Source organism: Pseudomonas sp. BF-B-15, from assembly GCF_019946675.1.
In the GTDB taxonomy this organism is placed as follows: Bacteria; Pseudomonadota; Gammaproteobacteria; order Pseudomonadales; family Pseudomonadaceae; genus Aquipseudomonas; species Aquipseudomonas migulae.
The window spans coordinates 56835-64802 of the sequence record NZ_JAGYFZ010000028.1; the positions used below are offsets into that span (position 1 = coordinate 56835).

9 protein-coding genes are annotated in these 7968 nt (G+C 58.2%); all 9 read left to right on the plus strand.

The genetic code is table 11. The features are described 5' to 3' along the window. Positions 1-530 precede the first annotated feature (530 nt). Entirely contained in the window at positions 531-1280 is a 750-nt protein-coding gene (locus KGA97_RS11845) for an electron transfer flavoprotein subunit beta/FixA family protein (protein WP_007942046.1), read from the plus strand. Continuing rightward, complete coding sequence (locus KGA97_RS11850) at positions 1281-2210, plus strand: electron transfer flavoprotein subunit alpha/FixB family protein (RefSeq protein WP_223453145.1); 930 nt, start codon at positions 1281-1283, stop codon at positions 2208-2210. It abuts the gene before it with no gap. Between the two features lie 111 nt (positions 2211-2321). Further along, a complete protein-coding gene (locus tag KGA97_RS11855; RefSeq protein WP_223480820.1) occupies positions 2322-3158 on the plus strand; it encodes a substrate-binding periplasmic protein in 837 nt (278 codons plus the stop codon). Positions 3159-3167: 9 nt separating this feature from the next. Then, positions 3168-3524: a DUF4398 domain-containing protein gene (locus KGA97_RS11860; protein WP_008040864.1), complete on the plus strand. Its 357-nt coding sequence runs from the start codon at positions 3168-3170 to the stop codon at positions 3522-3524. Next, the gene (locus KGA97_RS11865) at positions 3521-4333 is read left to right on the plus strand and encodes an OmpA family protein (protein WP_008040863.1); all 813 of its coding nucleotides are present in this window, start codon (positions 3521-3523) and stop codon (positions 4331-4333) included. The genes KGA97_RS11860 and KGA97_RS11865 overlap by 4 nt, the downstream gene beginning before the upstream one ends. Positions 4334-4647: 314 nt before the next feature. After that, positions 4648-6087, plus strand: a complete 1440-nt coding sequence (locus KGA97_RS11870; protein WP_008040862.1) for a PLP-dependent aminotransferase family protein — start codon at positions 4648-4650, stop codon at positions 6085-6087. Positions 6088-6182: 95 nt separating this feature from the next. Further along, entirely contained in the window at positions 6183-6656 is a 474-nt protein-coding gene (locus KGA97_RS11875) for a translation initiation factor 2 (protein WP_207286297.1), read from the plus strand. A gap of 165 nt (positions 6657-6821) precedes the next feature. Continuing rightward, positions 6822-7076 carry a YkgJ family cysteine cluster protein gene (locus KGA97_RS11880; RefSeq protein WP_008032889.1) on the plus strand — a complete coding sequence of 85 codons (255 nt, stop codon included), beginning with the start codon at positions 6822-6824 and terminating at the stop codon, positions 7074-7076. Between the two features lie 40 nt (positions 7077-7116). Next, a complete protein-coding gene (locus KGA97_RS11885; RefSeq protein WP_008040859.1) occupies positions 7117-7722 on the plus strand; it encodes an START domain-containing protein in 606 nt (201 codons plus the stop codon). Positions 7723-7968: the final 246 nt, after the last annotated feature.

The following is a 7968-nucleotide window of genomic DNA, read 5'->3' on the forward strand; positions in this document are numbered from 1 at the left end:
AGGCTCAACAGTTTTTTTTCTAATTGGAGGTTTGGTGTCGCATCCATGAATTCCTGCACGAGGCAGGAAGAGGACAATCGATGAACCACCTTTCTCTTTGGGTGGCGCATTATATCTACACCACTCTTAGCGTCCAATACAAACGTTTGTTTGAATCGGCTCAAAGCCAGAGAAATCAAAGTCACGCGGCTTATGACTGGCCATTTTGCCGTATTGACCGGAATAGGCGTTCCGGTCAAGATACGGTCGGTTTTGCGCTCGCCGTAGGCTGACTGTTGGTTTCAAGAGCACCTCTAAAGACAGGGCGATGGCAGTACAAGGTGATGCGCAGCGCAGTGTTGGCGCGCAGTTTACACGCCACGATATTTAATGACTTGTTGGTCACCACTGACGAACGGTCATCAACGTCATGAGCGATGGTCACTTGACACGTATGCCGGCGTTTTTAGAGGTGCCCTTGCGCCCGATGAGCATCAACCGCCAGGTTCGCCTAGGCGACTTTCTTTTCACCGGAGAGTAACGAGGAATCCATGAAGGTTCTTGTAGCTGTCAAACGCGTTGTGGATTACAACGTCAAGGTTCGCGTCAAGGCGGACAATTCCGGCGTCGACCTCGCCAACGTGAAGATGTCGATGAACCCGTTCTGCGAAATCGCAGTGGAAGAAGCCGTACGCCTGAAAGAGAAAGGCGTTGCGACTGAAATCGTCGTCGTCTCCATCGGCCCGTCCACCGCTCAAGAGCAACTGCGCACCGCGCTGGCTCTGGGTGCCGACCGCGCCATCCTCGTCGAATCCGCTGAAGATCTGACTTCCCTGGCCGTTGCCAAGCTGCTCAAAGCCGTTGTCGACAAGGAGCAGCCTCAGCTGGTGATCCTCGGCAAACAGGCCATCGACAGCGACAACAACCAGACTGGCCAGATGCTCGCTGCATTGAGCGGCTACGGTCAGGGCACCTTCGCGTCCAAAGTCGAAGTGTCCGGCGACAGCGTTGCCGTGACCCGCGAAATCGACGGCGGCGCGCAGACAGTTTCCCTGAAACTGCCGGCCATCGTCACCACCGACCTGCGTTTGAACGAGCCGCGCTACGCGTCCCTGCCAAACATCATGAAAGCCAAGAAGAAGCCTCTCGAAGTGCTGACTCCGGACGCTTTGGGCGTTTCCACCGCCTCCACCAACAAGACCGTGAAAGTCGAAGCGCCTGCTGCACGCAGCGCGGGTATCAAGGTCAAGTCGGTGGCTGAACTGGTCGAGAAACTGAAAAACGAAGCGAAGGTAATCTAAATGACTATCTTGGTTATTGCTGAACACGACAACAAAGTGCTGGCCCCGGCCACGCTGAACACTGTGGCCGCTGCTGCCAAAATCGGCGGCGACATCCACGTGCTGGTTGCAGGTCAGGGCGCTGGCGCCGTGGCTGAAGCCGCTGCGAAAATCGCTGGCGTGGCTAAAGTGCTGGTGGCCGATAACGCCGCCTACGCTCACCAACTGCCGGAAAACGTCGCGCCACTGGTTGCCGAGCTGGGCAAGGGCTACAGCCACATCCTGGCTGCCGCCACTTCCAACGGCAAAAACATCCTGCCGCGCGTTGCCGCTCAGCTGGACGTTGACCAGATCTCCGAGATCATCTCGGTTGAAAGCGCTGACACCTTCAAGCGCCCGATCTACGCCGGTAACGCCATCGCTACCGTTCAGTCGAACGCTGCGGTCAAAGTGATCACCGTGCGTGCCACCGGTTTCGACCCGGTTGCCGCTGAAGGCGGTTCGGCTGCCGTTGAAGCAGTTGCTGCTGCGCACAACGCCGGCACTTCGAGCTTCGTCGGTGAAGAACTGGCCAAGTCCGATCGTCCGGAACTGACCGCTGCCAAAATCGTCGTTTCCGGCGGTCGCGGCATGCAGAACGGCGACAACTTCAAACACCTGTACGCCCTGGCCGACAAGCTGGGCGCTGCCGTGGGTGCTTCCCGCGCCGCGGTCGACGCAGGTTTCGTACCCAACGACATGCAGGTCGGTCAGACCGGCAAGATCGTTGCTCCACAGCTGTACATCGCGGTCGGTATCTCCGGCGCGATCCAGCACCTGGCCGGCATGAAAGACTCCAAAGTGATCGTCGCGATCAACAAGGACGAAGAAGCGCCGATCTTCCAGGTGGCCGATTACGGCCTGGTGGCGGACCTGTTCGAAGCCATCCCTGAGTTCGAGAAGCTGGTCTAATCCAGCCGCTTGACCTATAAAGAGCCCGACCTTTTGGTCGGGCTTTTTTTTGCTCTTCTGTAGGCGCCCGCAGCCAGCCGGCTCCTACAGGGGATATAACGGGGTTTGAGTATGGATCTGCATCGAGTGTTCGGTTGGTCATTGCTGCTGGGTCTGACGCTGTTGCCGACGCTGTCCATCGCAGCGGGCAAGTGTGAGCGACTGGTGGTCACCGGCAGCCCGGATGCGCCGCCGTATCTGTGGCAGGACCCGCAAAACCCCAAGCACCTGATCGGTGCCAGTGCCGACCTGTTGCAACAAGTAGCAGGGCAGTTGGGCATCAAGGTCGAGATGCTCTATGCCGGCAAACGCGCCCAGGCGCTGGAGGAAGTGCGCAGTGGGCGCATGGACATGCTGGCCGACGCGCCGTTGACGGTCAGTGAGCTGGAAACCCTGGATTACATCCATCCGCCGTTGCTGGAAAACGATTACCTGGTCTGGACCCGAAAAGACTCGCCACTGGTCTACAACCAGGCGCAGGACCTTCACGGTCATCCCGGCGCGTTGTCGGAAAAGTCTCGAATGACCCCGGAATTCGCTACGTTCGCCGAGCAGCAATTGACCCTCGTACGCACCCCCAACCTGACCCAGGCCCTTCAGAAATTGCTGTTGGGGGAAGTGGAATTTGTCCTCGCCGGACGCTATTCGGGCATGGCAGCCGCACAGGCCCTGAGCATGGCCAATGACCTCGTCGCGCGCCCGCAGCCGGTCGACAAACCCGGCCTGTTCCTCGCAGTTTCCCATAACTCTGCCTGCAACGATCCGTGGTTGCGCGGACAGCTGGCCAAAAAGATGACAGAATTGCCCGCGTCCGGACTGACGGAAGCCGTGCTGCAACGCAATATCGAGCGCTGGAAAGCGCAGCAACAGCAGCCACAGCAACCCCCCGCCAGTACCCCAAAACAGTAGGGATTTTTAGTGAGTATTCGACCTCTTTTCGCTGCCCTGGCCGTTCTGGCTCTGGCGGGTTGTGCAGCCGATCCGGCGCCGAATGAACAAATACGCCTGACCGAACAGGTGCTCGTGCAAGCCAAAGCCGTAGGGGCCACCGCGGACGACGTGCCTGAAATGAAACTGGCCGAAGATAAATTCGCCCGTGCCCAAGGTGATATGGCCGATCAGTCTTACAAACATGCACGCATGCGCGCCGAACAGGCCGAACTTGACGCGCGGCTGGCCGAAGCCAAGGTCCTGACGCTCAAAAGTGAAGAGAAGCTGGATCTTCTCAACACCCGCATCACTCGATTGCGCAAGCAAGTGGGGGATGCACAATGAACCTCACGTCCAAAGCTATCGGCGGCTTGATCCTTGTTGGCTGTGCGAGTCTCTATGGCTGCGCCGGTCAGCACAGTGAAGCTGCGTTGCAAGAAGCGGGTGCCGACTTTCAGAAGGTGAAAGAAGATTCCAACGTGCTGCGAATCGCGCCGAAAGACGTGATCCGTGCCGGTGAATCCCTGGCCCGTGCCGATCGACTGTCCAGCTACTGGGGCAGCGGGTCCGACGTGCTGCATTACGCCTACCTGAGCCGGCGCTACAGCGAAATCGCTCGGGAACACACCAATCAGGTACTCAACGAAGAGCGCGCGGCGAAGCTCGAACTGGAGCGTCAGCGCCTGCAACTGGCCCTGCGCGAATCCAAACTGCTGAGCGTGCAGCAGCAGGGCAAGTGGCTTGAAGAGCAGATTGTTGCGCTGGCCACGACCCAGACTGACCGCGGCCTGGTGATGACCCTCGGCGATGTGCTGTTCGACACCGGCGAAGCGGAGCTGAAAAACTCGGCGAACCGCGTGGTATTGAAGATCGTGCAATTCCTGCAGCTCAATCCCAAGCGCGTCGTGCGCATCGAAGGCTACGCCGACAGCACCGGCGGCAAGCAGGAAAACCTCAAACTGTCCCGTGACCGTGCGCAATCGGTGGCGGACGTGTTGACGGACCTGGGCATCGACGAAAAACGCATTAAGGTCGAAGGTTATGGCGACGAATACCCGGTAGACGCGAACGCCTCGGAACGGGGCCGGGCGCAGAACCGTCGGGTGGAAATTGTGTTCTCCGACGAAAAAGGCCTGCTCGGCGCTGCCCGGTAATGGACGCTTCCTTGTGAAACCATGCAATCCGTAGGAGCCGGCTTGCTGCGGGCGGCGTTCCGACGATGGCATCACCGCGGTGTTTCAGACGAACCGAAGTGATGCCATCGCCAGCGAGCCGGCTCCTACAAACCCGGGCTGCCAGACAGCGCCGGGTTTTTTTGTGTCTGCGAATTGCCTCGCAAAGCAGTACAGATTTTGCTGACACTGCACTGTACCGTCGACTATTGTGGCAACTGTCCCCGTACACTTCTAAACTGTTCCGGTATTGTTTCACACAAGAATAAAATGCCCGTGAAATCGAGTGCTGCGTCATGACCAATCTCTTGCTCTACCAACGTATTGCTCAACAACTGGCCGAAGACATCCGTCGTGGGGTCTATCAGCCGGGGGAGCGCGTGCCTTCGGTGCGCAAGATGAGTTCGCAGCTGAACGTCAGCCATGCGACGGTGTTGCAGGCGTATGCCAATCTCGAAGATCAGGGGCTGATCCGTGCCCGGCCGCAGTCGGGTTACTACGTACACCAGACGCCGGCCCTGACTGCGCCGACGCCGGACATCGCCCGGGTCGAACGTCCCGGCCTGGTCACCCGCAGCAGCATCATTCAACAAGTGTTGGTCGAATCCCGTCGTGAGGGCGTGTTTCCCTTGGGCGCGGCGGTGCCGAGCGTCGATTACCTGCCGGTGCGGGCGCTGCATCAGCAGTTGGCCAAAGTCACCCGATTCCATAGCCCGCGGGCATTCAGTTACATGTTCAGCCCCGGTTTTGAACCGTTGCGGCGGCAAGTGGCGATTCGCATGCGCGATGCCGGCGTGGTGGTCGATCCGTCGGAAGTGGTCATTACCCACGGCTGCGTCGATGCCTTGCAGATGTCCCTGCGCGTGCTGACGCGGCCGGGCGACTTGATCGCCGCCGAGTCGCCAACCTACTACGGGTTGCTGCAACTGGCCGATCTGCTGGGCCTGAAAGTCATCGAGATCCCCAGCGATCCGGCCACCGGCATGAGCCTGGAAGCCTTGCAACTGGCAGCGAATCAGTGGTCGATCAAAGCGCTGGTACTGACCACGCGCCTGAGCAATCCGCTGGGCGGCACCATGCCCGAAGAGCGGCAGAAACAATTGCTGCGCCTGGCCTCGGATTTCGATATTCAGGTGGTCGAAGACGATATCTACGGCGAACTGATGTTCGAGCAGGGCCGCACCAAGGCACTCAAGGCCTACGACCGGCTGGATCGGGTGATCTACTGCTCAAGCTTCTCCAAGACCCTGTCTCCGGGTGTGCGGATTGGCTGGATGATTGCCGGCAAGTACCAGCAGGAAATCCAGCGCTTGCAGACCTTCAGCACGCATTCGGCTTGCAGCGTTACGCAGATGGGGATCGCGGCGTATCTGGAAAATGGCGGTTACGACCGGCATTTGCGCTACATCCGTCAGGAGTACCGCAAGAATCTCAGCGCTTTCCAGCTTGCGGTGCAGCAGTATTTCCCGGAAGGCACACAGATGACCCGGCCGACCGGCGGCTTCATTCTGTGGGTGAGTCTGCCGGGGCGGGTCAATACACAAGAACTTCATGTGCGCGCATTGCAGCAAGGCATCAGCATCGCACCAGGGCTGATTTTCAGTAACACCGAGCAGTTCAATCACTGCATTCGGCTCAACTGCGGCATTCCCTGGAATCGCGAAGCCGAGCGTGCGTTGATGACCCTGGGCATGCTGGCTACCCAGCTTTGCCAAGAGATGGCCGGCGGAATGTGACGGGCGGGCGGGTAATTCCTGCCCGAGCTTGTCATGTCGCGTCCAACAAGCGAGCATATGGCCCTCTGCCGATAGCGCCGTTCCCCGTTGGATCCATGAAACCGATTTTTCCTGCCGCCTGGTTGTCGATCTGCCTGTTGATAACCTTCAATTCGGAAGGCGTCCTGGCGGCTCCCGTTCAGGAAAAACCGGCCGCCAGCGCGACATCGAAAAAACCGGCACCGGCAAAAAAAGCCACGCCGGTCAAAAAGAAAGCGGCTACGCAGAAAAAACGTTCGCCCATTGCCTCCAAATCGAAACCGGCCAGTGAAGTGGTGAAAACCAAACTGCCTTCGGCTGACCTGGATTTGAGCTTGCCTGAGGAAATGGCCGAAGAGTTTAAGCCGGTCGGTACAGTTCCGTTGCCCCGGCACGACGCCGTGTTGCCGCAAATGTTCGGTGAGAAGGCTGGCAGCTCTCCGTTCCAGCTCAACGGACGACTGATCAGCAACGAAATGAAGTTGCAACTGCGTAACGAAGAGCGTCGGGAAGTCGAGGGCGCGGCGCTGGAATTGGAGTTCAAGCAGTAAATCCTTCCTCGGCGTGACCCGCAGGCCAGACGCTTTGTCGGAGACTGGTCAGTCACGCTGGTTTGAGCGTAAAAACCCGGCGACAGGTAATTTAAAACAACTGTTTTAGCGGTTACTCTGTGCCCCGTCCTTTAACACATCACCCGTCGCGAGGAGCTCGTCGTCATGAAATGCCGTGAAGGCTGTGGCGCCTGTTGCATTGCCCCTTCCATCAGTTCTCCGATTCCCGGTATGCCCAATGGCAAAGCCGCCGGAGAACGTTGCGTTCAACTCTCTGCCGAAAACCTGTGCAGTATTTTCGGCCAACCGGAACGTCCGGCCGTGTGTTCGGCGTTTGAAGCCGACGTCGAAGTCTGCGGAAACAGCAGTGACGAAGCGATCAGATTGCTGGGCTGGTGGGAGCAGATGACGGCGGCGTGATGTGTCAACGAACGGAACTTCAACAATAAGGAATAAGATTATGGGTTCGCTGCATCGTATGGCTGTGCTGTGTGGTTTGACGGTTTTGCTGGCGACTGCCACCGCACAGGCCGAAGACTGGAAGGTGGCCAAGAATGAAGACGGCATCAAGGTGTCCTTGAGTGAAGTGGCCGGCTCTGACTACAAGGCTTATCAGGGCGTTACCCTGATGAAAACCACCATGGCCAAATTGCGCGCACTCCAGGAAGACGTGGCGGGCGCCTGCTCGTGGATTCACGAATGCAAGCAGCAGAAGCTGCTCAAGCATGAAGGCGATCAGAGCTGGACCTACACCCAGTTCAATACCCCATGGCCGGTGACTGCGCGTGATTCGGTGCTGCATATCACGACTACTGTAGGCGCCGATGGCAGTCTGACCCGTAAGCTTGAGGGTGTGCCGAAGTACATTCCTGAGGAAAAGGGTTTTGTGCGGGTTGCCAAGGTTGATGGGTTCTGGAAGTTCGTGCCCAAGGGTGACCAGATTGAAGTGACCTATCAGGTTCACACTGAGCCGGGTGGTAGCGTGCCTTCGATGATTGCCAACAAGTTTGTGGTTGATGCGCCGTTCAATACCTTGAAGGCCCTGAAAGAGCGTGCCGAGAAGTAATCGCTTTGTTTCTTTCTATAAAAAGCCCTGATTTGATCGGGGCTTTTTTTTGCGGGTTTGTTTGATTGGTGTGCATATCCGTTGCTGTGGTCATGGCGGCTTATGGTTTCGCTTTTACAGCGAGTCACTTTCGAAAAGCGCGAAAGTAACCAAAGCGCTCTTGCCCCTTTCGTTCGGTGCCTCGCTGTGGCTCGGCATGCCCTCGCTCCGGTCCTGCTCCGTGGGCCCGCCGCCATCGGCCATCCC